The sequence below is a fragment of the Heliobacterium chlorum genome (genome assembly GCF_014502795.1).
Lineage (GTDB): Bacteria > Bacillota > Desulfitobacteriia > Heliobacteriales > Heliobacteriaceae > Heliobacterium > Heliobacterium chlorum.
Map to the genome: position 1 here is coordinate 125388 of NZ_JACVHF010000001.1, position 25619 is coordinate 151006.

General features: G+C 52.2%; 19 protein-coding genes and 3 tRNA genes. 19 read left to right on the forward strand and 3 right to left on the reverse strand.

What is annotated here, in order from left to right:
- Nucleotides 1–36: 36 nt before the first annotated feature.
- The 17 genes from H1S01_RS00625 (at nucleotide 37) to H1S01_RS00705 (ending at nucleotide 15901) form a co-directional block, all read left to right on the forward strand.
- Nucleotides 37–876 carry a fumarate hydratase gene (locus H1S01_RS00625; protein WP_188038202.1) on the forward strand — a complete coding sequence of 280 codons (840 nt, stop codon included), beginning with the start codon at nucleotides 37–39 and terminating at the stop codon, nucleotides 874–876.
- A 31-nt stretch (nucleotides 877–907) separates the two neighbouring features.
- Nucleotides 908–1468, forward strand: coding sequence for a Fe-S-containing hydro-lyase (locus H1S01_RS00630; RefSeq protein WP_155475768.1), 561 nt, complete (start codon nucleotides 908–910; stop codon nucleotides 1466–1468).
- 58 nt (nucleotides 1469–1526) lie between these two features.
- Nucleotides 1527–2258, forward strand: a complete 732-nt coding sequence (gene rph, locus H1S01_RS00635) for a ribonuclease PH (RefSeq protein WP_188038203.1) — start codon at nucleotides 1527–1529, stop codon at nucleotides 2256–2258.
- Nucleotides 2259–2553: 295 nt separating this feature from the next.
- Nucleotides 2554–3195, forward strand: a complete 642-nt coding sequence (locus tag H1S01_RS00640; protein ID WP_188038204.1) for an XTP/dITP diphosphatase — start codon at nucleotides 2554–2556, stop codon at nucleotides 3193–3195.
- 121 nt (nucleotides 3196–3316) lie between these two features.
- Nucleotides 3317–3601: a hypothetical protein gene (locus tag H1S01_RS00645; RefSeq protein ID WP_341479000.1), complete on the forward strand. Its 285-nt coding sequence runs from the start codon at nucleotides 3317–3319 to the stop codon at nucleotides 3599–3601.
- A 209-nt stretch (nucleotides 3602–3810) separates the two neighbouring features.
- Nucleotides 3811–3887 (forward strand) — tRNA-Arg (locus H1S01_RS00650).
- Nucleotides 3888–3894: 7 nt separating this feature from the next.
- Nucleotides 3895–3969, forward strand: a tRNA-Gln gene (locus H1S01_RS00655).
- Nucleotides 3970–4037: 68 nt separating this feature from the next.
- Nucleotides 4038–4120: transfer RNA gene (locus H1S01_RS00660), tRNA-Leu, on the forward strand.
- 254 nt (nucleotides 4121–4374) lie between these two features.
- On the forward strand, nucleotides 4375–5673 hold the full coding sequence (gene tig, locus H1S01_RS00665; protein WP_188038205.1) for a trigger factor: 1299 nt from the start codon (nucleotides 4375–4377) through the stop codon (nucleotides 5671–5673).
- Nucleotides 5674–5734: 61 nt separating this feature from the next.
- Nucleotides 5735–6331: an ATP-dependent Clp endopeptidase proteolytic subunit ClpP gene (clpP, locus tag H1S01_RS00670; RefSeq protein ID WP_155475771.1), complete on the forward strand. Its 597-nt coding sequence runs from the start codon at nucleotides 5735–5737 to the stop codon at nucleotides 6329–6331.
- A gap of 19 nt (nucleotides 6332–6350) precedes the next feature.
- Nucleotides 6351–7613, forward strand: a complete 1263-nt coding sequence (clpX, locus tag H1S01_RS00675) for an ATP-dependent protease ATP-binding subunit ClpX (RefSeq protein WP_188038206.1) — start codon at nucleotides 6351–6353, stop codon at nucleotides 7611–7613.
- 245 nt (nucleotides 7614–7858) lie between these two features.
- Complete coding sequence (gene lonB, locus H1S01_RS00680) at nucleotides 7859–9568, forward strand: ATP-dependent protease LonB (RefSeq protein WP_188038585.1); 1710 nt, start codon at nucleotides 7859–7861, stop codon at nucleotides 9566–9568.
- A 113-nt stretch (nucleotides 9569–9681) separates the two neighbouring features.
- The gene (lon, locus tag H1S01_RS00685) at nucleotides 9682–12117 is read left to right on the forward strand and encodes an endopeptidase La (RefSeq protein WP_188038207.1); all 2436 of its coding nucleotides are present in this window, start codon (nucleotides 9682–9684) and stop codon (nucleotides 12115–12117) included.
- Between the two features lie 134 nt (nucleotides 12118–12251).
- The gene (gene yihA, locus H1S01_RS00690; protein ID WP_188038208.1) at nucleotides 12252–12995 is read left to right on the forward strand and encodes a ribosome biogenesis GTP-binding protein YihA/YsxC; all 744 of its coding nucleotides are present in this window, start codon (nucleotides 12252–12254) and stop codon (nucleotides 12993–12995) included.
- A 172-nt stretch (nucleotides 12996–13167) separates the two neighbouring features.
- Nucleotides 13168–14214 carry an ABC transporter substrate-binding protein gene (locus tag H1S01_RS00695; protein ID WP_341479017.1) on the forward strand — a complete coding sequence of 349 codons (1047 nt, stop codon included), beginning with the start codon at nucleotides 13168–13170 and terminating at the stop codon, nucleotides 14212–14214.
- 56 nt (nucleotides 14215–14270) lie between these two features.
- Nucleotides 14271–15068, forward strand: coding sequence for an ABC transporter ATP-binding protein (locus tag H1S01_RS00700; protein WP_341479001.1), 798 nt, complete (start codon nucleotides 14271–14273; stop codon nucleotides 15066–15068).
- A 2-nt stretch (nucleotides 15069–15070) separates the two neighbouring features.
- Complete coding sequence (locus H1S01_RS00705) at nucleotides 15071–15901, forward strand: ABC transporter permease (RefSeq protein ID WP_188038211.1); 831 nt, start codon at nucleotides 15071–15073, stop codon at nucleotides 15899–15901.
- A gap of 206 nt (nucleotides 15902–16107) precedes the next feature.
- On the opposite strand, the gene H1S01_RS00710 is transcribed toward H1S01_RS00705, so the two are convergent.
- The 3 genes from H1S01_RS00710 to iorA all read right to left on the reverse strand — a co-directional run bounded on the left by H1S01_RS00710 (nucleotide 16108) and on the right by iorA (nucleotide 20125).
- Complete coding sequence (locus H1S01_RS00710; protein ID WP_188038212.1) at nucleotides 16108–17421, reverse strand: phenylacetate--CoA ligase family protein; 1314 nt, start codon at nucleotides 17419–17421, stop codon at nucleotides 16108–16110.
- 92 nt (nucleotides 17422–17513) lie between these two features.
- A complete protein-coding gene (locus H1S01_RS00715; protein ID WP_188038213.1) occupies nucleotides 17514–18128 on the reverse strand; it encodes an indolepyruvate oxidoreductase subunit beta in 615 nt (204 codons plus the stop codon).
- Nucleotides 18125–20125 (reverse strand): indolepyruvate ferredoxin oxidoreductase subunit alpha, encoded by a 2001-nt coding sequence (iorA, locus tag H1S01_RS00720; RefSeq protein WP_341479002.1) that lies wholly within the window; start codon nucleotides 20123–20125, stop codon nucleotides 18125–18127. The genes H1S01_RS00715 and iorA overlap by 4 nt, the downstream gene beginning before the upstream one ends.
- Nucleotides 20126–20237: 112 nt before the next feature.
- Between iorA and H1S01_RS00725 the strand changes: the two genes are divergently transcribed.
- Together H1S01_RS00725 and asnB are read left to right on the forward strand one after the other, a co-directional pair.
- The gene (locus H1S01_RS00725; RefSeq protein WP_188038214.1) at nucleotides 20238–23414 is read left to right on the forward strand and encodes an efflux RND transporter permease subunit; all 3177 of its coding nucleotides are present in this window, start codon (nucleotides 20238–20240) and stop codon (nucleotides 23412–23414) included.
- Nucleotides 23415–23671: 257 nt separating this feature from the next.
- A complete protein-coding gene (gene asnB / locus H1S01_RS00730) occupies nucleotides 23672–25516 on the forward strand; it encodes an asparagine synthase (glutamine-hydrolyzing) (protein ID WP_188038215.1) in 1845 nt (614 codons plus the stop codon).
- Nucleotides 25517–25619 lie beyond the last annotated feature (103 nt).

The following is a 25619-nucleotide window of genomic DNA, read 5'->3' on the forward strand; positions in this document are numbered from 1 at the left end:
TATAAATATAAACGGACAAGTAAGGAGGAGCCTGGATTGCGTACCATCACTTTTGAACAAGTAGCTTCTGCGGTGGAGGAACTCTGCATCAAGGCCAACACCAACATCGGAGCCGACGTGACTGCTGCGCTCGAAAAAGCGAAAGCGACGGAAGAGTCCCCCCTGGGAAAAAGCATCTTAGGTCACATCCTGGACAACAACGAAATCGCACGGAATGAACTGGTGCCCATCTGCCAAGATACGGGCATGGCTGTCGTTTTTGTGACGATTGGACAAGATGTTCACGTTGACGGTGGTCTGACCGACGCCATCAACGAAGGCGTTCGCCGCGGTTATGAAAAAGGATACCTGCGCAAGTCTGTCGTCAAAGACCCTCTTGAGCGGGTCAACACGGGCGACAATACCCCTGCCGTCATTCATTATGATATCGTTCCCGGAGACAAGCTGCACATCATGGTAGCTCCCAAAGGTTTTGGCAGCGAAAACATGAGCCAGTTGAAGATGTTCAAACCGGCCGACGGCGTCGAAGCTGTCAAAAAGTTTGTCATTGAAGCGGTCGAAAAAGCCGGCCCGAACCCCTGCCCGCCCATTGTCGTTGGCGTCGGTATCGGCGGCACCATGGAAAAATGTGCCTTTCTCGCTAAGAAAGCCCTGCTCCGCCACATCGGCCATCGCAATGAAAAAGCGCATCTCGCCGCCCTCGAAGAAGAACTGCTGGAAAAGATCAACAACCTCGGTATTGGGCCCCAAGGTCTCGGCGGTCGCACGACGGCACTCACCGTCAACATCGAATCGTACCCGACACACATCGCCGGTCTGCCTTGCGCCGTCAACATCAACTGCCATGTGGCCCGTCATACCGAGATTGAACTGTAATCCGGCATAAGAGGGAAGGAGAGTTGGAAATATGAATGCTGTACGCTTAACCACCCCGTTGACTCAGGAAGCCCTGCGCAAACTGAAAGCCGGAGATACGGTTTTCATCAGCGGCACCATCTACACCGGTCGTGACGCCGCCCACAAACGGATGGTCGAAGCACTTGACCGGGGAGAAGATTTACCGTTTAATGTAAAGGATGCGACGATCTACTTCGTGGGACCCTGTCCGGCGAAACCGGGCCAAGTGATTGGTTCTGCCGGCCCCACTTCGTCGTACCGCATGGACTCCTACTCGCCCCGGCTCATCGAAAAAGGTCTCACCGGAATGATCGGCAAGGGCCTGCGCAATGCCGACGTGGTCAACGCCATGAAGGAACATGGCGCTGTATACTTCGTCGCCATCGGCGGCGCCGGCGCTTTGATGGCCCGATCCATCAAGGCATCTAAAGTCATCGCCTATGATGATCTCGGAACGGAAGCCGTACGGGAACTGATCGTCGAAGATTTCCCGGTGATCGTCTGTATCGATGCCGAAGGCAACAATCTCTACGAACAAGGGCGTGCCCAATACCAGCGAGCCGGAGCCTAAAGACTCTTTCCGCTGGCTATAGGCGTCTGCCTGCTCGCCCGTGGAAGGAGGAACGATTATGGTTCGCAAGGACGGTCGTGCCCCGGACCAGATTCGAAGCGTTCAGATAGAACGAAATTATCTCATTCATCCAGAAGGTTCTGTGTTGATCACTATGGGCAATACCAAGGTGATCTGCACGGCTACGGTGGAAGAGAAAGTACCGCCCTTTCAAAAAGGACAAGGAAAAGGCTGGGTCACTGCCGAGTACGGCATGCTTCCCCGTGCCACAGGCACCCGAACCCAGCGCGAAGCGACGAAGGGCAAGACGACGGGCCGTACCATGGAGATTCAGCGTCTCATCGGCAGAGCCTTGCGGTCTGTTGTCGATATGCAAGCTCTGGGAGAACGGACCATCTGGATCGACTGTGATGTGATTCAAGCCGACGGTGGAACCCGGACCGCTTCCATCACTGGAGCCTTTGTGGCCCTGAAAGATGCCTGTGATAAACTTCGACAAGCCGGTTCTATCAAAAAAGATCCTGTTCGAGAACAACTGGCTGCCATCAGTGTGGGCAAAGTGGGAGACCAGGTGGTCTTGGACCTTTGCTATGACGAAGATTCTCAGGCGGAAGTGGACATGAACGTGGTGATGACATCGAGCGGCAAGTTCGTCGAACTGCAGGGAACTGCCGAAGGCACCCCCTTCAGCCGCGAAGAGATGGATCAAATGCTTGTCTACGCGGAAAAGGGAATCCGTGATCTCATGCAGGCCCAACTGGGAGCGTTGGATCAACGCGAAAAAAGATAAGCTTTATCCGAACCTGTTCTGTGACCTATGACATGAAGGTTACATTGTGGTAAATCGGGGTGTAATGACTCCGCTCGCTTCGTCATTACACCCCAGATTTTACTTGCAGGTTCATAACTCCTGTTTGTATAAGAATGAAACGAAAATCGAGATCCATACTATGCAAAGAGCCGGAATGCGGCTCTTTTTCTCATGAAATCAATTCATCCCTGCTTGACAAGACCTTCCTTTGGGTCGTAGGATTATTTCGAAAAAACAAAAAAGGATAAACATACGGCGTAAGGGGGAAAGCCTCATGTATCAAATTATCCTGGCCACCCACAATATGGGGAAAGTTCGTGAATTTGAGGCCATGACCGGTGATCAAAGCTCGTCCTTTCCGATCCAGTGGCTGACCTTGCGTGACTTCCCCCACATCACAGAACTGATAGAAAACGGTGAGACCTTCCGCGACAATGCCATGATGAAAGCGGAACAGGTGGCTCGAGCTACAGGCATTCCGGCTATGGCTGATGATTCCGGTTTGGTCGTAGATGCCTTGAATGGCGCACCGGGTGTATATTCGGCACGCTATGCTGGTGAATCGAAGGACTCCCAGCGAAATAACGAAAAACTTCTCTTGGAACTGGCAAATGTACCTCCGGAAAAACGGACGGCCCGTTTTGTCTGCGTGCTCGCTTTAGCCCTGCCGGACGGACAGAAGTTTTTTTCGGAAGGGGTCTGTCAAGGTGTCATCACTGCTGAACCGAAAGGCGAAGGCGGTTTCGGCTATGATCCTCTCTTTTACTTACCGGCATATGATAAGACCTTTGCCGAGCTACCGGCAGAGATCAAGAATAAAATCAGTCACCGAGCCTCGGCGATGGAAAAGATGTTCTTCCTGCTCAGGGTATTGCTTTTTCCGGAACCGGAACCGATTTACCGGCCGAACTTATAAATAAGTATAACGATCCCGTCACGAGATGAGTGACGGGATTTTTTGCGCCCTAATAATGGAAACATTTTACATTTAGAAGACATAAGATAAATTATCCTGAGAGGAAGGGAGGTCATGAAAGATGTCGAGAGCCAGATTTCCCGTTACCGCAGCTTCTACTTCCATGTGCACCGGCGGAGTTCGCCCACCAGCGAGCGCCTGCCCTCAGCTTCCCGGTACATTGCTGAGAATCTTTATCCCCCCTGGTGCAGTGATCAACTTACTCAACTTGCTTGAAGTCAGTTCTCCTGCCGGGATATGCTTAATTGTACGAATTCCTCTATTAGGCGGCAGTGGCAGCACAAGCGCCCTTTCGAGCCTGATTCAACAGGTTCAACAATGTGGCGGGACTGTACAGTTTCAATAAGAAGTAAGAAATGAGACGGTTCGTATCGAATCGTCTCATTTCTCGTATCCTATTAGAAGTAAGCTTGATGTGACTAAGCTTAATGTGGTTAAGCTCGATGTAAAAACTGGATAATATTTTTGATGATTTTTTCTTGACGAGTGGTCGATAATATGATTAAATTTACAGGCGTCGGCATACGGAAGTTATGCGACGAAAGAAATAAATCTGCGCTTGTAGCTCAGTTGGATAGAGCAACCGCCTTCTAAGCGGTCGGTCGGGGGTTCGAATCCCTCCAGGCGCGCCACATCTGTTGGGGTGTAGCCAAGCGGTAAGGCAGCGGACTTTGACTCCGCCATTCGTTGGTTCGAATCCAGCCTCCCCAGCCATGACTTACTTGACAAATTTGCCTTCTTCGAGTATCATTCTAAGGTGTGAGAAATTCATCGGAAACGCTGCGGGAGTGGCGGAATTGGTAGACGCACTGGATTTAGGTTCCAGCGGGCAACCGTGGGGGTTCGAGTCCCTTCTCCCGCACCATGTTTTTTGGCAGAGTGGCTAAGATACAACCTCGGTGAGCAGTCGCCGAGGTTTTCATTTTAGAATTCTTTCGCGGAAGGAGAATGAAACTCGGAAATCTGGCAAAAATAAGAAGGCTTAAGATTGGATCCCCTGCACAAGCAGGAAATGTGAATTTGCCGTAGAATAACTATCTTATGCTTTTTAATTATAGGGTTATACTGAAGTAGTGAATACGATTTCATTACGATATACAAGATGAGAGGGGTACATAGGTGAAAGCGACGGTCGAAAAAATAGACAAGAATCAAGTGGTACTGCATATCGAAGTAGAAGCCGAAAAACTTGAGAAAGCCATTGAAAAAGCCTATAAAAAATTGGTAGGTAAAATCAACATCCCTGGTTTCCGGAAAGGTAAAACTCCCCGGAAGATCATCGAAGCTCGCTTTGGCAAAGAAGTCTTCTATGAAGACGCTCTGGAATTCGTCGTTCCTGAAGCTTATGCGGAAGCTATCGCGGAAAACAACGTCGATCCGGTCGATCAACCGGAAATTGATGTCCAGAAAATTGAACAAGGTCAACCGCTGGTCTTCAAGGCCACGGTCACCGTTAAGCCCGAAGTTCAATTGGGCGAATATAAAGGTGTAGAAGTCGAAAACAAACCAGTCACTGTGACGGACGAAGACGTGCAGCGTCAACTGGAAACCATGCAAAAACGGCATGCCCGTTTAATCATTGTCGGTGAAGAAGGGGAAGCCCAAATGGGCGACACCGTCACCATCGACTTTGAAGGATTCAAAGATGAAGTTCCTTTCGAAGGCGGAAAAGGTGAAGATTATCCCCTGGAGCTGGGCAGCAACACCTTCATCCCCGGTTTTGAAGAAGCCCTCGTCGGCGCCAAAGTCGGCGAAAATCGCGACTTGAACATTACCTTCCCTGCCGAATATCATGTAAAAACCCTGGCTGGCCAACCGGCTGTCTTCAAAACTGTTGTCAAGGAAATCAAGCGTAAAGAATACGCTACCATTGACGATGAGTTCGCTAAAGACGTCAGCGACTTTGACAGCCTCGACGAACTGAAGGCAGACATTCGAAAGAACCTGCAAGAATCTGCAGAAAAAGCCGGTGAACAGGCGAAACAAAACGCCGTACTCGATAAAGTCGTAGCCAATGCGGAACTGGATGTTCCCCAAGTCATGGTTGACAAACGAGTCGAGCAACTGCTCGAAGACTACGGTCAACGCCTCCAATACCAAGGTCTCTCCTTAGATCAATTTATCGAGATGACCGGCCAGTCGAAAGACGACCTGAAAGCCCAATTTGTGCCGGAAGGCCTGAAATCGGTTAAGCAAGAGCTCGTGCTGGAAGCGATTGCGAAAGCAGAAGCCTTGGCTGTGACCGAAGAAGAAGTAAACAAAGAAATCGAAACCATGGCGAACAATTATAAACAACCGGCAGCAACGATCAAAAAAATGTTGCTGTCCCGTGGTCAAATTGACAACTTGAAGCAAAGCATTCTTCTGGATAAGACGGTCAAGTTCCTCATAGAAACTGCGAACTTCGTTGAAGCCTAATTGAAATAGAAGAACTTGACATCTTCCCCGGACATAGACTGTACCTGAGGAGGTTCCTGGGATGAGTACTTTGGTTCCGATGGTCGTGGAACAAACCAACCGTGGGGAACGGGCCTACGATATTTACTCCAGGCTCTTAAAAGATCGTATCATAATTCTCGGCAGCCCAATTGACGACGTTGTGGCTAACTTGATTATCGCGCAACTGCTCTTTCTTGAAGCAGAAGATCCGGATAAAGACATTCACCTGTATATCAACAGCCCGGGCGGTTCTATTACATCCGGGTTCGCCATATACGACACGATGCAACTGATCCGGTGTGATGTATCGACCATCTGCGTAGGTATGGCTGCGTCGATGGGCGCCTTTTTGCTGGCGGCCGGCGCCAAAGGAAAGCGCTTCGCGACACCAAACGCAGAGATTATGATTCATCAACCTCTCGGAGGGGTAAAAGGTCAGGCGACAGAGATCGAAATTCACGCTCGACATATTCTAAAGACACGGGACCACTTAAACAGGATCTTGGCTGCTCGTACGGGTCAACCTCTGGAACGGATTGAACGGGATACCGATCGTGATTACTTCATGTCTGCCGATGAATCAAAAGCTTATGGCATCATTGACGGGGTGATGGAATTCAAGCCGGCGAAGGTATGAGCAGCAGAGAGGGGAGGTTATGTACAAAGGTTTCGGTGACGATAAAGGTCAACTGAAGTGCTCCTTCTGCGGAAAGCTACAAGATCAAGTTAAAAAGCTGGTAGCCGGCCCTGGAGTTTACATCTGTGATGAGTGTATTGAGTTATGCAACGAAATCATCGAAGAAGAACTGCAGGATGAAAATACTTTCGATTTGGGCGATGTTCCCAAACCGAAAGAAATTCGAGAAATCCTGGATCAGTATGTCATAGGGCAGGACCAAGCGAAAAAGGCTTTGTCTGTAGCGGTTTATAACCACTATAAGCGCATCAATCTGGGATCCAAAATCGATGACATTGAACTGCAAAAGTCCAATATCGTCATGCTTGGCCCCACCGGCAGCGGGAAAACCCTTTTGGCCCAAACATTGGCCAGAATCTTAAACGTTCCCTTTGCTATCGCTGATGCTACCTCGTTGACGGAAGCTGGGTACGTGGGTGAAGATGTGGAAAACATCCTTCTCAAACTCATCCAGGCAGCCGACTATGATGTGGAAAAAGCGGAAAAGGGTATCGTCTACATCGATGAAATCGATAAGATTGCCCGTAAGTCTGAGAACCCCTCCATCACTCGAGATGTCTCTGGTGAAGGAGTCCAGCAAGCACTGTTGAAAATCCTGGAAGGTACCGTCGCTTCCGTTCCGCCTCAAGGTGGTCGCAAGCATCCCCACCAGGAGTTTATCCAACTGGATACAACCAACATCTTGTTTATCTGCGGCGGTGCTTTTGATGGTATCGATAAGATCATCATGAACCGCGTCGGCAAAAAGGCCATGGGCTTCAACGCCGAAATCAAGAGCAAACAAGATAAAAACATCGGAGAAGTTCTTCGTGATATCCTACCGGGCGATTTGCTCAAATTCGGCTTGATTCCCGAGTTTGTCGGACGTCTACCGGTCATCGTCACCTTAGACGCTTTAGATGAGGATGCCTTGGTGCGCATCTTGACCGAACCTAAGAACGCCTTGATTAAACAGTATCAAAAATTCTTTGAACTGGATCAAGTGAACTTGGAGTTCCAAGATGAGGCGCTTCGGGCCATCGCTAACGAAGCGATTAAGCGGAATACCGGTGCACGGGGTCTGCGGGCCATCATCGAAGAAGTCATGCTGGACGTCATGTTCGATATTCCCTCGCGGAATGACGTGACTAAGTGCATGGTGACTAAGGAAGTTATTCTCAAACAGAAGGAACCGGTTTTGGTGACGGCCGATAGAAAAAAAAAGAAGGAAGAGTCAGCCTAGGAACGCAAGCTGAGGCTCTAGAGAAAGCCGCAGTTAAAGGTCCGAATGATGCAGAACCTTCCACAGCGACCAAACGGTCAGTAAAACCAAAACCTGGCAATCGCCGATAAGGTCTTCCTGACCTCACAGAAAACCTCCGAAGGATTATCCTTCGGAGGTTTTGTTTTACTGCGCAAACTCTCATAAAAAGAGCGAACCAATTAGATACTAAGACAGATTGGAACAGAGGAAACGGAGTGACCGCAGTGAATATTTGGTCGGGAATCGGTGGATTGCTAGGTCTCCTACAGATCTTCTTCGTCATCATCACCGGACTGTACTTCTGGCATCTGCTCAAAAATCAACAGAATAACCGGCAGGCGGTGGAACGAGAGTCCCGCAAAGAACTGGAAAAATTGCAACGCATGCGCAGGTTAGCCCTATCAGAGCCATTATCTGAAAAGACTCGTCCCAGCCGCTTTGAGGAAATCGTCGGTCAGGAAGACGGCCTTCAAGCCTTAAAAGCGGCCTTATGTGGACCGAATCCACAGCACGTGATCGTATACGGGCCGCCGGGTGTCGGTAAAACGGCAGCGGCTCGGCTCGTTTTGGAGGAAGCCAAGAAAAATCCTCTCTCTCCCTTTACGGAACAAGCCAAATTCGTGGAAGTCGACGGCGCCACAGCCCGTTTCGATGAACGAGGGATCGCCGATCCCTTGATCGGATCTGTCCACGACCCGATCTACCAAGGGGCAGGGGCACTCGGTATGGCGGGTATCCCTCAACCGAAGCCTGGTGCCGTCACTAAGGCTCATGGAGGAATCCTCTTTATCGACGAAATCGGTGAACTTCACCCGATCCAAATTAATAAACTGTTAAAAGTATTGGAAGACCGTAAGGTGCTCCTGGAAAGCGCCTATTACTCCAGTGAAGACCCAAATGTTCCGAGCCATATTCACGATATATTCCAAAACGGCCTCCCGGCAGATTTTCGTCTTGTCGGAGCCACCACACGGCAACCACAGGAGATTCCTGCCGCGATTCGCAGCCGCTGCCTGGAAATCTACTTTCGACCTCTCACCCGGGAAGAGATCGGAATTGTGGCCGTCAACAGTGCCCGCAAAATTGAGATGGATATTCCCGCCGCCGCCATAGAAGTCATCCAGCGCTACGGAACAAACGGACGGGAAGCCGTTAACATCGTTCAAATCGCGGCAGGATTGGCCTTAACACGCGGTGAAGACAGACTATCTGTCCAAGATGTGGAATGGGTCGTCCACTCCGGTCAATACAACCCGCGACCCGATAAAAAAATCCCTTCAGAACCCCAAATCGGCCTCGTCAACGGTCTTGCCCTGGCGGGACCATCGATGGGTATCCTCATGGAAATCGAAGCCACAGCGATACCAGCGCCCAAAGGCAAGGGAACCTTAACCCTGACCGGTGTCGTCGACGAAGAGGAAATGGGAGGTCTCGGCGGTCGAACGGTAAAGCGACGGAGCCTCATCAAGACATCCGTAGACAATGTGCTCACCGTACTGCGCAGCACCACGGCCTTAGAACCGGACGATTGGCATATCCACATTAACTTTCCGGGAGGTACACCGACCGATGGTCCCTCTGCCGGCATCGCCATTGCTATCGCTATTACTTCGGCAGTGAAGGGAGTTCCTATCGATAACCGGTTAGCCATGACGGGAGAACTCTCCGTAAGGGGTCATGTGAAGCCCGTCGGCGGTGTCGTCAGTAAAGTGGAAGCGGCTCGCTTAGCTGGTGCCAAACGAGTGTTGATCCCGGCCGAAAACTGGCTCGACCGCTTCGCCGGATTTTTGGACATCACCGTCATCCCTGTGCGAACTATCGATCAAGTCTTTGCAGAGACACGATTGGGAGAGCCGATTGCCGGTGATACCCCCCTCAACGTAAGTGCAGATCTGCTGACAGCATCAGCACTTGAAAGCGTAGCCCCCCGGTGAAACGATTTTCAAGGAAGTAAGTGGGAGGAAAAAGGCTGGGCTTTGATCCCGGAATATAGTAAAATGAGGATAATCTTCTGGTCCAGAACAGGAGAGCAGGAGGTGCTGCCCCAATGGCTGAAGAAAACAAGGCGCGACCGGAAATACAGGAACTCCCCTTATTGCCGTTGCGTGGTATAATCGTTTTCCCATACATGGTTGTCCATTTAGATGTAGGTCGGGAACGGTCCGTAAACGCCATCGAGGAAGCGATGGCCCAGGATCGGATCATTTTTCTGGCCACCCAAAAAGAAGCGCAAACGGATCAACCGGATAAAGATGACATTTTCCAAATCGGCGCGATAGCAGAGGTCAAACAACTGCTCAAACTACCGGGAGGAACCATCCGGATCCTCGTAGAAGGTTTGGCCCGTGCCAGCATCGACGACTTCCTGGAGATGGATCCTTTTATCCGAGTTCGAGTACGGGAACATCGAGAAAGCGAAACAAAGACAGCAGCCGTAGAAGCGCTCATGCGGTCGTTGATCAACCAATTTGAACAATATGTAAAGTTGTCAAAGAAGATACCGCCGGAGACCTTCGTATCTGTCGTCGCTGTGGAAGATCCGGGCCGGCTCGCCGATGTCATCTCATCCCATCTGACCTTAAAAACACCTGACAAGCAGCGGATCTTAGAAGCTCTGGACATAGAGGAACGGTTAGGCATCTTGACAGAAGTTCTGGCCAAGGAAATGGAAATCCTTGAACTGGAGCGCAAGATCAATTCCCGTGTCCGTAAACAGATGGAAAAAACCCAAAAAGAATACTACCTGCGGGAACAGATCAAAGCGATTCAGAAAGAACTCGGTGAAAAAGAAGATCGCCAGGCGGAAGGGGAAGAGCTTCGCGAGAAGATCGCTAAAGCGAAACTTCCCAAAGAGATGGAAGAAAAGGCACTGCGTGAAGTCGAACGCCTGGAAAAGATGCCGCCCATGGTGGCCGAGGCGACCGTTGTCCGTAACTACCTCGATTGGGTCTTAGCCTTGCCCTGGGCGAAGCAGACGAAAGACCGTCTCGATATTGAAAAAGCCGAGCAAATCCTCAATGAAGAGCATTTCGGTCTCGATAAGGTGAAAGAACGGATCATCGAATACCTGGCGATCCGTAAATTGGCCCAAAAGATGAAAGGCCCCATCATCTGCTTCGGAGGACCGCCCGGCGTCGGTAAAACATCCCTCGCCCGTTCTATCGCCCGGGCTTTGGAACGGAAGTTTGTCCGCCTTTCTCTCGGCGGCGTTCGTGACGAAGCGGAGATCCGCGGTCACCGCCGCACTTATGTGGGCGCCATGCCCGGTCGGATCATCCAAGGGATGCGGACAGCAGGGACGAAAAACCCTGTCTTCCTCCTCGATGAGATCGATAAGATGAGCAATGACTTCCGTGGTGACCCATCTTCAGCGCTCCTGGAAGTGCTCGATCCGGAACAGAACAGCACTTTTTCCGATCACTTCATCGAATCTCCCTTCGATCTGTCTAAGGTGTTGTTCATCACCACAGCCAACGCCATTCACAACATTCCCCGGCCGCTGCTCGACCGGATGGAAGTCATCTACATTCCCGGCTATACAGAAGAAGAAAAAGTACACATCGCCGTCGATCACCTCGTTCCCAAACAAATCAAAGAACACGGCTTGAAACCGGAACAGGTGCAAATCTCGGAAAACACTGTACGACGCGTCATCCGCGAATACACGCGAGAGGCTGGCGTTCGGAACCTAGAGCGGGAAATCGCCGCACTTTGCCGCAAGAGCGCCCGGGCCATCGTCAAGGATCCCAACAAAAAAGTATCCATCTCCTCAGGTAACCTTCCCACTTATTTAGGCATCCCCCGATTCCGCTACGGATTGGCAGAAGAAGAGTCCCAAGTCGGGGTGGCTACCGGTTTGGCCTGGACCGAGACCGGAGGAGACACGCTTGCCATCGAAGTGGCCTTGCTACCAGGCAAAGGCGGTCTGTCCCTGACGGGGAAACTGGGCGATGTGATGAAAGAATCAGCTCATGCCGGAATGACCTATGTCCGTTCCCGCGCGAAAGAGTTAGGTATCCCGGAAAACTTCTATCAGACTACGGATATTCACATCCACGTTCCCGAAGGTGCTATTCCGAAGGACGGTCCATCTGCAGGAATCACCATGGCAACAGCGCTGACGTCGGCTTTGACGAAGCGACCTGTTCGCCGGGAAGTGGCGATGACGGGAGAGATCACCCTCCGCGGCCGGGCCTTACCTGTCGGAGGGATCAAAGAAAAAATGTTGGCTGCCCACCGGGCCGGTTGTACAACGGTCATATTGCCGGCTGAGAATAAAAAAGATCTAGAAGACGTACCGGCCAATATCAAGAAGAAATTGCGGTTCGTCCTCGTGGACCATATGGACCAAGTCATTAAAGAAGCCCTGTTAGAGCCGGAACAATCGCCAGAACCGGAACCGCCGGAAACGATTCCGGCTACCCTGGAGCAGGGAACGATGAACGTTTATCCAGAAATCTTGGGAGATACTCCGCAGAATTAATAGGAGGGGAGGTACCCTTTTCGGAGGGTACCTCTTCGACTACCCTAGAAAATAATCATGGAAAATTCAGAGTACCGTCACCCCCTGTTCATCCTCTTTAAATGCAGGTGAATTTTGAAATGAGGTTTCATTAGATGAGCGATTCAAATCAACGAGACGGTCTAAGTGCCGATGAACCGAATGCTGCCGAGTCAAATGCTGCCGAACCGAATGCGACCAAACCGAATACCGGCGAACCGAATACTGCCGAACCAAAAGCACCGGAGCCGTTAAAAATCAAGGAAGCTGAATTCATCATCAGTGCCGTCAAACCGGAACAGTATCCCGTCGACAATTTACCAGAGGTAGCGATGGCCGGTCGTTCCAACGTGGGCAAATCATCGATGATCAACAAGCTTTGCAACCGCCGTCATTTGGCCCGCACCTCATCGACGCCGGGAAAGACCCAAACCTTAAACTTTTATCAGATCAACAAAGCCTATTACATCGTCGACCTTCCCGGGTATGGCTATGCCAGCGTGTCGAAGACCTTGCGAGCCGGATGGGGGCCCATGATGGAGAACTACTTGCGCAATCGTCCCCAGTTAAGAGGGGTTATCCAACTGGTAGATATTCGCCATCCACCTTCCAAAGACGACATCGCCATGTACGAATGGTTGACCCACTTTCAAATCGCCACCGCTGTCATTGCCACCAAGTCCGATAAAATCTCCCGGGGGCAGCATGGGAAGCATGTAAAAGTCATCCGGCAAACCCTCAATGTGCCGAAGGAAGTTCCCATTCTCACCTTTTCCTCAGAGACTGGAGAGGGGAAAGAAGATGTTTTGGATTTGCTCGGCTATCTTTGGGGAACGGAGATACTCGAGGCTCATCTATAGACAAGCTGTAGGAAAAAACTGAATCAAAAAGGCAATCAAACTTCCAATCTGAAGGATTTACCTTGATTGGAAGTTTTTGTTTTTGTCTTTACGCACCTTTTCCCTATAAAAGTGCATATACATTTGGAGGAAAATATTTCAGCTTATCTGAAGAAGGGAGGCTTTCCGTTTGGTGCATTTTCGAGAAACTGGGTTTAAGCTGTTTCTTAGCAGCCTGCTGACGACAGCTCTCTTGCTATCGGGCTGCTCTTTTGGCAAGGACAGTCCGACGGGCAGTACCAGCAGCGAACCTGGTAAAACCAAAAAAGTCCGACTCACGGAAGTGGTTCATTCCGTCTTTTATGCCCCCCTCTATGTGGCCTTGAACCAAGGCTATTTTCAACAGGAAAACCTGGATGTTGAGAAGACCACCGCTTGGGGCGGTGACAAAGCTATGACAGCACTGGTGGCTGACCAAGCTGACATCGGTCTGATCGGACCAGAAACGATCATTTACACGTATCAGCAAGGTTCTGACAAAAAGATCATGACCTTTGCTCAACTCACCCAGAGGGACGGCTCATTTTTGGTGGGCCGTAAGGGCCAGCCCTTCTCTTGGGAAGGCCTGAAAGGAAAGTCGATCATCGGTGCTCGAAAAGGCGGCGTGCCGGAAATGGTCTTAGAATGGACGCTGAAGCAAAAGGGATTGAAGCCCTTGGATGATGTGAACATCATTCAAAACATTCAATTCACCGCTACGGCGGGTGCCTTTACCTCGGGTACCGGCGATTACGTAGCCTTGTTTGAACCAACCGTATCTGAACTGGAAGCTGGTGGTGCCGGTCAGGTTGTCGCTTCCTTAGGGGTTGAGGGAGGCGCTCTTCCCTACACTTGCTTTATGGCTAGCGGTGACTATATCCAACAGAACCGAGAGGCGGTCTTAGCCTTCACCCGGGCCATCTATAAAGCTCAGCAGTGGGTTTCGACTCATAGTGTCGACGAAATCACCGATGTCATCATGCCTTCTTTTGAGGGAAGTGATCGGTCCATCATTCGCAATGCCGTAGCGCGGTATCAAGGGCAGGACACCTGGCCGAAAGACCCGAGAATACAACCGGGCGGCATAAAGTACTTGCAAGACATTATCGAATCGGCAGGGGAACTGAAGCAACGTGTACAAGAGGAACAAATGGCGCTCACCGATGTAGCTGAAGAAGTCATGGCCTCCGCTAAGCAATGATCTGTAGCCGCTCACCCATCTCGGTGGGCGGCTTTTTTCTAGGAAGGGGTGAAGTTGTGACCGATTCGGCCATAGAACTGCAGAACGTGACGGTGACGTACCAGACACCGAAAGGGGAAATTCCTGCCCTAGAGGACATCCAGTTGAAAATTACACCGGGTGAGTTTGTAGCCCTCGTCGGCCCGAGCGGGTGCGGAAAAAGCACGATTTTATCGCTCATCGCCGGTCTCTTTGATCCCACCTACGGCAAAGTCTTCGTCAAAGGCGAACAGCCTGGGCGACATCAAAGCCGTATCGGATATATGTTGCAACAAGATTTTCTGCTGCCATGGCGAACCGTTTTGGACAATGCCAAACTGGGGCTGGAACTGCAAAAGGACCGGGGAAAAGAGAACCTGGTGGAAGATTTGCTCAATACGTATGGGTTGGGAAAATTTCTGCATCATCATCCAACAGAATTATCGGGGGGAATGCGTCAGCGGGTCGCCTTGGTGCGCACCTTGGCCGTTGATCCAGATATATTTTTGCTTGACGAACCTTTTTCGGCGTTAGATTACCAAACCCGGACGACGATCCAGGAAGAAGTTTGGCAGGCACTGAAATCACGCCGCAAAACAACGGTCCTGGTCACCCATGACGTAGGTGAAGCGGTAGCGATGAGCGATCGAGTCATCGTTCTTACATCAAGACCGGCAACAGTGAAACGAGATCTGACGATCGAATTTGGCGAGGAACACCCCGGCCCTTGGCAAGCACGCAAATCGAAAGGTTTTGTCGAGTATGTAGACCTCATCTGGGATGAACTCCGGGAATATGTAGACCGGGACTTGCTACCGGAGAAAGGGGGAACGTAGCCATGTCGACGATTCCCCGGCAGCAGTATCTACAGAAGATCCGAAAGGAAAAGTGGTTGATTATCTTAACCCAGGCTTTTATCGTCATCGCTTTTATCGTCGCCTGGGAGGTTATGGCCTCCGCACGCATCATTGATCCATTTCTGTTCAGCCGGCCTTCGCAGATCCTTGAACTGTTGATCAAACTTGCCCAAGAAGGAGAACTGCTTCACCATGTAGGCGTTACCGTTGGGGAAACTTTGGCCGGCTTTTTCCTGGGAACCTTATTAGGTTTACTGGCAGCTGTACTGCTCTGGTGGTTTCCTTCCTTAGCCCGGCTGATGGATCCCTTCCTGGTGGTGCTCAACAGCACGCCCAAAATCGCCTTAGGCCCCATCTTCATCGTGTGGATGGGCAACGGCTACGGGGCAATCTTGACGATGGCCCTGACGATCTCGGTGATAACCACGATTACGGTCATCTACAGCGGTTTTACGGAGGTGCCGGAAGGGTATGTGAAGCTGATCCGCGTCTTTGGCGGGAATCGCTGGGATATCCTGCGCAAAGTCATCTTGCCAGCATCGGTACCGACGATCATTGCGGCCTTGAAGGTAAACATCGGGTTGACTCTTGTCGGCGTCATCGTCGGTGAATTTCTCGTCTCCAAATCTGGCCTGGGCTATTTAATCATCTATGGCGGTCAGGTCTTTCAACTGACGTTGGTGATCACGAGCATCGTCATTTTAGCCGTCGTGGCGGCTGCGCTCTATCAATTCGTGGCCTGGTTTGAGCGACATTGGACGTCGAACCCAACGAGCGGGAGTGCCCGGGCGCGAGTGGGATCGGGGGGATAAGCAATAAGCCTATGGGCTATTTACAATAAGCCTTTTATTAATCAGTCATTGATGAGCCATCGATGAGCCATCGACGAGGATGCCAAAATAAAGAAAGACTGCCCAAACTCGGGCAGTCTCTTACGGTAAATTAAAGTTTATCCGCAGTTCTTTTGCAGTTATTTACTATTGTCTATACAGAACTGATAAACAGCGGTTGCTATGTATCAGCCTTGATTCAAATAGTCGTAACGATGGTCAAAGACTCGCTTCGTCTTTCGCTCTGTTCGTGGCAGAGCGCCATGAGGGAGCACTTCCACATCAGCTAAGATGCCGATGGTCGTCTTTATATTTTTGCGGCAGGCTTTAGCCACTTCATCGACGCTGTGTCCGTTGGCCAGTTCGACACGGATGCGGATGTGATCTTTATTATCGATCCGCTCCAAAACGATCTGATACTCGCTGGATACGCCGGGGGTGTGGCGTAGGACGTGATCGATTTGGCCGGGATAGATATTGACCCCTTTGATCTTGATCATGTCATCAGTGCGTCCCAAAACCCGTCGGATCATCGGATAGGGGCTGCCACAGGAACATGCTGCCGGGATGATCGTCGTTATATCACGCGTCCGGTAACGGATCAGGGGCATGCCTTGCTTGGCGATGGCGGTGATGACCAGTTCGCCTTCCTCGCCGGGCGGAAGCACAGAACCAGTTTCAGGATCGATCACCTCGAAGATGAGATAGTCAGACCAGAAATGCAACCCTTCATGGCAAGGACAGTCGATGGCGATCCCAGGACCGTATATTTCCGTTAGGCCGTATATGTCGAAGGTCTCCATACCGAGAAGGCTTTCAATGCGTTCCCGCATCTTTTCGCCCCACCGTTCAGAACCGAAGACACCGATGCGAAGGCGCAGTTGGTCGAGAATTCCCCGTCGCTCCGCTTCTTCTGCCAAAAGCAGTCCATAAGAGGAGGTGCCGATAAGAACGGTCGTTTGCAGGTCCGTCATCATTTCCAACTGTTTATCAGTGTTGCCGGGGCCCGTCGGAATCGTCATGGCGCCGAGCTTTTCTACACCGGCCTGAAAGCCGATACCGGCTGTCCAGAGGCCATAGCCGGGAGTCACTTGCACACGGTCACGGCGGTGTACGCCAACCGTTTCCAGACACCGTGCCATCATGACGGCCCAGTCGTCCACGTCTTGTTGGGTGTAGGGAACGATGACCGGTTTGCCTGTCGTGCCCGAGGAGGAATGAATGCGTACCACGTCATCTTCGGCGCAGGCCATCAATCCGAGCGGATAGCCTTCCCGCAGGTCCTGCTTTGTCGTAAAGGGGAGGCGGGCTAAGTCTTCCAGGCTGCGAATGTCCCCCGGTTGAATGCCGGCTTGTTGGAACCGTTCCCGATAGAAAGGACTTCTCTCATAAGCGCGGTGAATGGTACGGATCAGCTTGGGCAGTTGGGCCTCTGCGATTTGTTCGAAATCGATCGGGCGGTTCATCACTGCCCGTTGGCAAGCATTGCTGTGCATGGCCATGTCTTTCTCCTCTCAAACTCATCTAACTCGTCAATAAAGAACCTCTCGGCTCGGCTCGATGGCCGTCTCCGGGGTGGGAAAACTTCTTCTCTTTAAGATACCAGAGGGGTCGCTTGCGGACAAGCCCCTAAGGCTTGGCCGGCCAAAAAGGCCTTTCGGTTTACCTCATGCAGGCGGGGAGGAAGAATTCTTTCGGCAGCCTGCCAAAGCATGTCGGCGCTTACGGGCAGATTCGGCAAGGTGGACAGAGCACCGAGCATGACCATATTTGTGGCTCGAGCGGTTCCCGCGTCGATGGCAGCCGAGGTCGCATCAAAGAGACGGACTCGGTTTCCCTGGGACTGAAGAAAGGCCACAATCTCCGCTTCTGGGTACTGAGTCAGTCCCAGTCCTACGGCCGGCGGGATGATCGTATGTCTGTTGATGACGGCCTGTCCTTGGGGGGATAGTTTCGACCAGCCTTTCAGACTTTCCGACAGTTCCAGGCTGACTAAAAGATCGGCTGTGCCTTCGGGGATTAACGCCCCTTGCAGTTTCTCGCCGATGCGGACATGGCTGATCACGGAACCTTCCCGCTGGGCCATGCCGATCGTCTCGGAAGTTCGCACTTCATATCCGGCGGCGAGGGAAGCCTCGGCAAAAACGCGGGAGGCCAGCACGCCACCTTGCCCGCCGACACCGGTGATCACTAGATTGAAGGTCTTCATCGTTGCACCTCCGGAGAAATGGCATCCCAGGGGCAGACTTGGGCACAGGCGCCGCAGCCGAAACATTTTTCCCGGGCGATGCGCACAGCACCGCTTTTCCGTCCTTCTTGCCGTTCCTCCTCCGTGAGAGGCGCTTCAAATAATGCGGGACAGCCAAACTGACGGATACAAAGGCCGCAACGGCGGCAAGCTGCATGATCGATCTGGTGGGGGATCTGACGTTTGGCGATGCTGATGCAGTCCCGCCGGGCGATGATGACCGATACACCAGGGTACTCCACAGCCTCTTTTGCCGCAGAGATCATGGAGGGTAAGTCATAAGGGTCGACGGTGCGAATCCATTCGACGCCGCAAGCCTGAGCGATGGCGGCAATATCGATGTAAGGAGCCGGTTCCTGCTTGCCTTTCCAGCCGAGACCCGGATGGGGCTGATGGCCCGTCATGGCAGTGGTACGGTTGTCCAAGACGACCAGGGTCATGCGAGCCTGATTGTAGACGGCGTTGATCAACGGCGGGATGCCGGAGTGGAAAAAGGTAGAATCGCCTAAAAAAGCAATATGGGGGCGATCCGGTTCTACTCGGTCAAAACCAGCGGCCATTGCTACCGATGCACCCATACAGACGATGGTATCAGCCGCCCGCAAGGGAGGCATTACACCTAAGGTATAACAGCCGATATCGCCAGTGAATAGAGCATCCTGTCTTTTCAGGGCCTGTTTGAAGGCGTAGAAAGAGTTGCGGTGAGGGCAGCCGGCGCAGAGGATCGGCGTCCGCAGGGGAGGAGCGGGGATATCTGTCAGGCCAGCCTGCGCTGCCGGCACTTCCGGCAGGCTGAGTTCGGGCAGTACTTCCGCAAAGTACCGCCGCAACGCTGCCTGTACCGTATTCGTGTTGAATTCGCCCTCGCGGGGGAGGTGGCCCGATAACTTGCCGAAAAAGGGAATTTGCATGCCGCGGTGGAAGGCCGCCACCGTCAGTTGCTCCTCGATGACCGGCTCCTGTTCCTCCACGATGAGCACCGCCTGCTTGCCTTGCAGGTAGTCGAGCACATCCTCAGCCGGTAAAGGAGTGGGACCGCCCACCTTGTATACGGGCAGGGATACTCCGAGATTCGCTAAGGCTTCCTGCACATAATTGTAAGAGACACCGCCGGTCACGATACCGACCGAAACTGTATCAGCGTCGCTGCATCCAGGCACAACCCGGTTCAGTCCTTTTTCTACAAACCAGCGGCCCATATCTTTTTGACAAGCGTTTAACCAGCGATGCTTTTTAGCCGATAAAGTAGGTAGGATGGCCCAATTCGGATCCCGCTCAAAATGAAGAGGAGGAAGAGGTATGGCCGGACGGGGAGGGGGACTGAACTCCACATCCTGACAAACATGGGCCGTCCGCGTCGTTGGGCGCAAGATGACGGGAACCTTTAAGGACTCGGACAGTTCGAAGGCCAGTTTCGTCATTTCCCGAGCTTCAGCCGGCGTCGAAGGGTCGAGAACGGGAAGCTTGGCAAAGCGGGCAAAGAGCCGTGTGTCCTGTTCCGTCTGAGAACTGTGCGGACCCGGGTCATCGGCCACCACCAGGACCAGACCGCCTTTGGTGCCGAGATAAGCCAGCGTCATCAAGGGATCGGAGGCCACATTCAGGCCGACTTGCTTCATACAAGCCATGGCGCGAGCGCCAGCCCAGGATGCGGCTATCGCTGTTTCAAGGGCCACCTTCTCATTGACGGACCATTCGGCATATATGCCATAATCAGCGGCGTGCTGAATGATATGTTCGGTCACTTCGGTAGAGGGAGTCCCGGGGTAGGCGGCGACGACGCGAACACCCGCCTCAATCGCTCCCCAGGCGATAGCTTCATTTCCCATCAAAAGCTGTCGAGATGATGGGGTTTCTGTAGTAAGGCTCATCAGCAGTATCCTTTCCATAGAACGTTCGCTTGGGCAATCGATATCTAGCTTTATTTCGACGTCGATCCATAAAACCCTCGTCATCATTGAATTTCATCCCTCGAAGGGGTAATCTTTCTTCCAACTCCCTATGTTATAATAGGGTTTACACCGACCAGTCAGTCCGGATTCGCATGTAAATAAACCGGGAGGAATGCTTTTGCGTTTAACTGAACTCGCTCTCAAACGGCCCGCCATGATGACGATGGTCGTGCTCTTCTTTGTGGTGATCGGTCTATACAGCTACCGGAGCATCGGTGTGGAGCTGTACCCGGCTTTGAATACGCCTTTCGTGACTGTATCTGTATCCTACGACGGTGCCGGTGCGGAAGAGATGGAGACCCAAGTCATCAAGCCGCTGGAAGACGGCCTCTCTTCGCTGCCCCATTTAAAGAAGATCACTTCCGTAGCCAATGAAGGCCGGGGAAACGTACTATTAGAGTTTGAATTGACGGCGAATGCGGACCAGGCAGCCATCGATGTTCAGAAAAAAGTGGACAGCGTCAAGGGCCGCCTCCCCGATGATGTTTCGGACCCGGTCGTGATCAAACGGGATATGAACGCAACCCCTGTCGCTTCCATCTCCTTCAGCGCCCCTCGTCCCCTTTATGAGACCTTTGACATCGCTAAAGACGTGATCAAAGAACGGCTGCAAAAAGTCAACGGCGTTTCTGATGTGACGATCACCGGCGGACAGGAACGGGAGATCACCATCAATATCGACAAGACCAAGCTCCAGATGTACGGATTGTCCATCAATCAAGTGATCCGGCGGCTTGAACAGGAAAACTTGAACGAACCTTCGGGACGCCTCGATCGTCCCGACAGGGAATACATGGTCCGCGTTCTCGGTGAATTCCGCAGCGTCGAAGAAATTAAGAACCTGGAAATTCCCACAGCTAACGGTAGCAACATCCCCTTACGGCACATCGCCGACGTGAAAGACGGATATAAAGAAATTCGCGAGTATGCTCGTTTAAACGGCGAACCGGCCCTCGCGATCATGGTGTTTAAACAATCCGACGCCAGCCTCGTCGATGTAGGGGACCGGTTGAAAAAAGAACTGGAGAACATCAAAGCAGACCTTCCGGAAGGTTCTCAGCTCGTCATCGCCCGGGACTTTTCGAACTACATACGCCTCTCCGTCGGGGGAACCCGTTCCAGCATCATTGAAGGCATCCTCTCCACCAGCTTCGCCTTGCTCTTTTTCCTCCGCGATTGGCGGTCGATGGTATCGGTCTTGATCGCCATCCCCACGTCGCTCATCTCCACCCTGGCGGGGATGTACTTCGCCGGCTTTACCTTCAACGTCATGTCCCTCATGGGTATGGCCATGTGTATCGGGATCCTAGTAGACGACTCCATCGTCGTCTTGGAAAATATCTATCGCCACCTCGCCATGGGGAAAAGTCCGAAAAGGGCGGCTCTGGACGGCCGTTCCGAAATTGGACTCGCTGCTATCGCTATCACCGCCTCTGACATCGTCGTCTTTGCACCTATCGCCTTCATGGGGGGGATGGTGGGCCAGTTTTTCCGACAGTTCGGCTTGACTGTCGTCTTCGCCACACTCATGTCTTTATTCGTGTCCTTTACCCTCACGCCATTGCTCGCATCTCGACTCTTAAGGCCTATGGGAGAAGGAGAGCAGATGCACCCGCTGGCTGGCGTTTCCTGGTATAAAGGCGTGCGCAAAGCCTTGCAGCGCTTTTTCATCCCTATCGATCACTTTGCCTGCAAATTCCGGGACACTTATCTGCGTGTCTTGGACTGGTCCTTCGGCCACCGAAAAACCGTTTTGACAGCAGCCCTAGCCGTCTTTTTGTTAGCGGTAGCGTTGATTCCCTTAAAGCTCATCGGGATGGAGTTTTCTCCCCAATCCGATCAGGGGGACTTACAGGTAAACGTAGAATTGCCGATTGGTACACCGATACAGAAAACAGACCAGGCATTAAAAGAAGTGGAAGCTTACATCCAAACTGTCCCGGAGGTCCGCTACTTTCAAACAGCCATCGGCTCTTCCGGTGGAATCGGGATGAGCTCTACCGGTTCCAATATCGGCCGTGTCGGTGTTTCCCTGGTGAACAAAAAGGATCGTGACCGATCGATCTGGGAAGTATCGGAGCAGATCCGCGATTGGTCGAAGACGTTCCCTTATGGAAGAGTTACTGTCGCTGAAAGCGACAGCATGCATTCCAGTTCTGGAGGAACGGTTGCGATTGAGATTTCCAGTTCCGATCACCAGGCGCTGTTGGAAGCCTCCGAGAAGATTAAGGACATCGTCGCTCAAACTCCCGGCAGCCGGGATGTGGATACCAACTGGCGAGTCGGCCAACCTGAGGTAAAAGTCCAAATCGACCGGTTGAAAGCGGCCTACTACGGTATATCGGTGAAAGAAGTTTCCGAAACCCTCCGTGCATCCCTCAATGGCAACGTGGCTACAGAATATCGCCAAGGCGATAAAGAGGTTGACGTTACCGTAAAGATGACCGGTTTGAATAAATCCGAACTTGATGCACTCCGCAGTGTAAACCTGGCCACAAGTGACGGAAAGGTCATACAGCTTCAACAGGTGGCGAAAATCAGCATCGGCTCCGGACCGACGGAAATCCGCCGTTCCGACCGTCAGCGAACGATCACCATCAACGCCGGTTTGCAGGGACGAGTTTTAGACGATTTCCTCAAAGACGTCGATAAGGAGATCAAGCAAAAAGGCCTCCCGCGCGGCGTTTCCTACAAATTCACTGGCTCGGCCCAAAACATGCAGGAATCCTTCACAGAACTGGTGGCTGCATTGCTTTTATCGATCGTGCTCGTCTACATGGTGCTCGTCATGCTCTATGAGTCTTACATGACCCCCTTTATCCGGATGCTCTCTTTGCCGCTAGGCATCGCCGGCGCCCTCTTCGCGTTGGCCATAGCGAGAAACTCGCTCAACATCTTTTCCTTCATCGGCATCATCATGATGGATGGCCTCGTCGCCAAAAACGGCACTTTGCTCATCGATTATACCCACACCTTGCTGGAACAGGGGCGCACATTGCGGGAAGCCCTGGTGGAAGCTGGCCGAACCCGCCTTCGGCCGATCATCATGACGACGATCACGATGATCTTTGGCATGATGCCTTCCGCACTCGCCTTAACCGAAGGCAGTGAAAGCCGCTCGAGCATGGCTTGGGTCTTGATCGGTGGATTAATTACATCGACCTTTTTCACGCTCATCATCATCCCCGTCGTCTATACGATTATGGATGAATGGAAAGGTAAACTCGGCATGCGGTGGCAGAGAGTGAAGTCTAGATGGACAGGGCCTGCGGCGGAGAACAACGAAGCGTTATAGCATCAAGAGTTCTATAGTGACATGACCGTAAGGTAAAAAGGATAAGCCTTCGCGAGAGGTAACTCTGCCTCACGCGAAGGCTTTTTACATTGATTCGGCCGAAGAGATAACCCACGGACCCCCGGACAGGCACATTCCGTCATTCTTTGCATATTCATGCAAGGCTACCCGATAGAACATCTGAACGGCAAGCAGCATACAATGGCATCAAATAAATTGAAAATGAAAATCAATCCCAAGAAAGAGAGGCGATAGACATGTGTGGAATCGTTGGTTGGATCGATTGGGAAGGGGATCTCTCTCAACGGGGGCCGGTCTTGCACAGCATGGTGGAAACGCTCACTCACCGGGGACCTGATGCATCAGGCGTCTGGATATCACCGCAAGCCCTGATCGGCCATCGCCGTTTGATCGTGATCGACCCTGTTGGCGGCGTTCAACCTATGATCCGGCAAGCAGGAGAGCGCAAGTATGTACTGGCCTACAACGGCGAACTGTACAACGCGGCAGAACTGCGGGAAGAACTGAAGTCGAAAGGCCATTCTTTCCGTTCTCATTCCGATACGGAGGTGCTACTCGTCGCTTTTATCGAGTGGGGGGAGGCTTGTGTAGAACGTTTCAACGGGATCTACGCCTTCGCCGTCTGGAACGAAGCGGAACAAAGTCTCTTTTTAGCTCGTGACCGCATGGGTGTCAAACCGCTCTTTTACGCCCAACGAGGCAGCGCCTTTTTCTTCGCCTCCGAACTGAAAGCGCTCTTGGCCCATCCGGATATACCTGCCCAGTTGGATGCCGAGGGATTGGGGGAAATCTTCGCATTAGGGCCGGCACGGACACCGGGTCATGGTGTGCTGAAGGGCATAGCGGAAGTTCGTCCCGGCTGTGCCATGCGAATCGATCGCCAAGGTGCCCGTACACGCCAATACTGGTCTCTCGTAAGCCGGCCTCATCAGGATGACCTCGAAAAAACCACCGAAACAGTGCGAGATCTGCTCCTCGATGCGGTGGAGCGTCAGCTGGTCTCCGATGTCCCCGTATGTACACTCCTCTCCGGCGGCCTCGATTCGAGCGCCCTCTCGGCGATCGCCGCCAACTATTACCGCCGAAATCACCTCGGTACGTTACACACCTATTCCGTAGACTATCAGGACAATGATCGCTACTTTACACCGAGTGATTTTCAGCCGAACGCCGATGCACCTTGGATTCAACGCATGACAGAATACCTCGGAACGGTCCACCATCCCGTGGTCGTCGATACGCCCCAGTTGGTGGAGGCGTTGAAGGTATCCCTGCGAGCCCGGGATCTGCCGGGGATGGCTGACGTAGACTCATCCTTGTATTTGTTCTGCCGTGAAATCAAAAAGGGAGCCACAGTAGCCCTTTCTGGGGAGTGCGCCGATGAGGTCTTCGGCGGCTATCCCTGGTTTCACCGGGAAGAGGCACTCTGGGCCGACACCTTCCCCTGGTCCCGCCGTTTGGCCGACCGGGTAAGCCTCTTGGCTCCGGAGATCAAAGAGTATATCCAACCGGAAGCCTACGTTCGCCGCCGGTACGAAGAAACACTGGCTGAAGTTCCGCGATTGCCCAGTGAAGATCGGGAAGAAGCACGCCGCCGGGAGATGTTTTATCTGAATATCAACTGGTTTATGGCTAATCTGCTCGATCGCAAAGACCGCATGAGCATGGCTACAGGGCTGGAAGTGCGGGTTCCCTTCTGTGACCACCGCCTCGTCGAATACGTGTGGAACATCCCCTGGTCTATGAAGACTTGTGAAGGCCGGGAAAAAGGGATCTTACGGCGCGCACTGCAGGGGATTCTTCCAGAAGACGTTCTCTGGCGCAAAAAAAGCCCCTATCCCAAAACCCACCATCCCGCCTATACGTCGGCGGTTCGGGAAGAACTAGTCCAAATTCTCGATAACCCATCGTCGCCTTTGCTCAAGCTGATCGATGTGGAAAAAGTCAGAGCACTGACCCGGGCCGAAGCGGCCACCACTTCTTTACCCTGGTTTGGCCAACTGATGGGCATACCGCAATTGTACGCATACCTAGCCCAGATCGACTCCTGGCTGCGAGAGTACCGGGTCACCGTTTGCTGAACCACTCTTGTCGAAGAGATAACGATGCTTAACCCCACGTCTATACCCACAAGTTTCTATCCCAAAGTTCTATAGTCTTTGAAGACCCCGGAATTTAATTTTC

Excerpts from the sequence above, each read along its gene's own strand:
- clpP (WP_155475771.1), top strand. The coding sequence starts at position 5,735 with ATGAGTACTTTGGTTCCGATGGTCGTGGAACAAACCAACCGTGGGGAA.
- yihA (WP_188038208.1), top strand. The coding sequence starts at position 12,252 with ATGAGCGATTCAAATCAACGAGACGGTCTAAGTGCCGATGAACCGAAT.
- H1S01_RS00705 (WP_188038211.1), top strand. The coding sequence starts at position 15,071 with ATGTCGACGATTCCCCGGCAGCAGTATCTACAGAAGATCCGAAAGGAA.
- rph (WP_188038203.1), top strand. The coding sequence starts at position 1,527 with ATGGTTCGCAAGGACGGTCGTGCCCCGGACCAGATTCGAAGCGTTCAG.
- H1S01_RS00640 (WP_188038204.1), top strand. The coding sequence starts at position 2,554 with ATGTATCAAATTATCCTGGCCACCCACAATATGGGGAAAGTTCGTGAA.
- H1S01_RS00715 (WP_188038213.1), bottom strand. The coding sequence starts at position 18,128 with ATGAAGACCTTCAATCTAGTGATCACCGGTGTCGGCGGGCAAGGTGGC.
- H1S01_RS00645 (WP_341479000.1), top strand. The coding sequence starts at position 3,317 with ATGTCGAGAGCCAGATTTCCCGTTACCGCAGCTTCTACTTCCATGTGC.
- clpX (WP_188038206.1), top strand. The coding sequence starts at position 6,351 with ATGTACAAAGGTTTCGGTGACGATAAAGGTCAACTGAAGTGCTCCTTC.
- asnB (WP_188038215.1), top strand. The coding sequence starts at position 23,672 with ATGTGTGGAATCGTTGGTTGGATCGATTGGGAAGGGGATCTCTCTCAA.
- iorA (WP_341479002.1), bottom strand. The coding sequence starts at position 20,125 with ATGATGACGAGGGTTTTATGGATCGACGTCGAAATAAAGCTAGATATC.
- H1S01_RS00630 (WP_155475768.1), top strand. The coding sequence starts at position 908 with ATGAATGCTGTACGCTTAACCACCCCGTTGACTCAGGAAGCCCTGCGC.
- lon (WP_188038207.1), top strand. The coding sequence starts at position 9,682 with ATGGCTGAAGAAAACAAGGCGCGACCGGAAATACAGGAACTCCCCTTA.
- H1S01_RS00710 (WP_188038212.1), bottom strand. The coding sequence starts at position 17,421 with ATGGCCATGCACAGCAATGCTTGCCAACGGGCAGTGATGAACCGCCCG.